The sequence below is a fragment of the Micromonospora sp. NPDC005163 genome (assembly GCF_053599835.1).
Window position 1 is genome coordinate 1 of the sequence record NZ_JBSFYP010000170.1, and the last position, 1123, is coordinate 1123.

1 protein-coding gene is annotated in these 1123 nt (G+C 68.7%); it reads right to left on the reverse strand.

The genetic code is table 11. The features are described 5' to 3' along the window. Nucleotides 1–103: 103 nt before the first annotated feature. On the reverse strand, nucleotides 104–934 hold the full coding sequence (locus ACWD6N_RS37775) for an SDR family oxidoreductase (protein WP_350945555.1): 831 nt from the start codon (nucleotides 932–934) through the stop codon (nucleotides 104–106). Nucleotides 935–1123: the final 189 nt, after the last annotated feature.

Here is a 1123-nt window from a genome sequence, read left to right on the forward strand (position 1 = left end):
CGGTGCTGCGGCTCACGTCGATCGTCACGGTCCGTACGCCGCTCAGCAGGCCATTGATCACAAGTCTGGCGAGCGCGCCACATGGCGACGATCTTGGCTCGGCTTACGCCACCAGCTCCTCGCTGAGGGTCCATAGACGCGCGGCCGCCTCGGGGTCGCGGGCCAGGGAGCTCGGCTCGATCTGCTTGCCGCGGAAGAAGTAGCCTCCGGTGACCTCGGCCGCCTCTGGGGCGCTGGCCAGGTGGACCGGGGTGGCCGCGCCGGTCTGGACGGTACCCATGAAGGGCTTGGCGGCCGCGACGAGGAGCTTCGCGACGCCGCGGACCTCGCGGCCCAACTGGGTGCGGATGAGGCCCGGGTGCAGGCAGTTGGCGACCACGCCGGTGCCGGTCAGGCGCTTGGCCAGCTCGGCTGTGAACAGGATGTTCGCCAGTTTCGACAGCGGGTAGCTCGGCTCGCCGCGGGCCAGTTCGTCCCAGGGAATCTGCTTGGCCGAGCGATGCACATTGGACGAAACCGTGATCACGCGGGCCGGCGCGCTGCCTACCAGCCGTTCCCGCAGCAGGCTGGTCAGCAGGAACGGCGCCAGATGGTTGACGGCGAACATGGTCTCGTAGCCGTCGACCGTGAACTGCTGCTTGAGCATGATCACACCGGCGTTGTTGTCGAGCACGTCGAGCCGGTGGTACTTCTCCAGCACCTCGGCGGCCAGTCGGCGCACTTCGGCCAGGCTCGACATGTCGGCCGTCAGGAGGTCCACCTCGGCGCTGGGCGCCCGATGCCGGATCTCCTTGACGGCCGCTCGCCCTCGCTCGACGTCGCGCCCGACGACGACCACGGTGGCCCCCAGCTCGGCCAGCCGGGCCGCCGTCTCCCGGCCAATCCCGCTGGTCCCGCCGGTCACCAGACACACCTTGCCGGACATTGTGGTCATCGACCCTCCCGGATGTACTTGCCGCAGCGCCATTCTCTCCACGGCGACGCCTCGGGTACCAGGTGTGGCTCGACGCCGTCAGCAGACGTGCCCAAGACACACGAGCGCGACGAGCAATCCCTCCGTCGAGCGAACGCGTCTGCCCTCGTACACGTGGCAAACGCCTGAAGACGTGCCAGCCTTCAGGTA

Bases quoted from the DNA above. Each gene is read 5' to 3' on its own strand.
- ACWD6N_RS37775 (WP_350945555.1), bottom strand. From the start codon at position 934: ATGACCACAATGTCCGGCAAGGTGTGTCTGGTGACCGGCGGGACCAGC.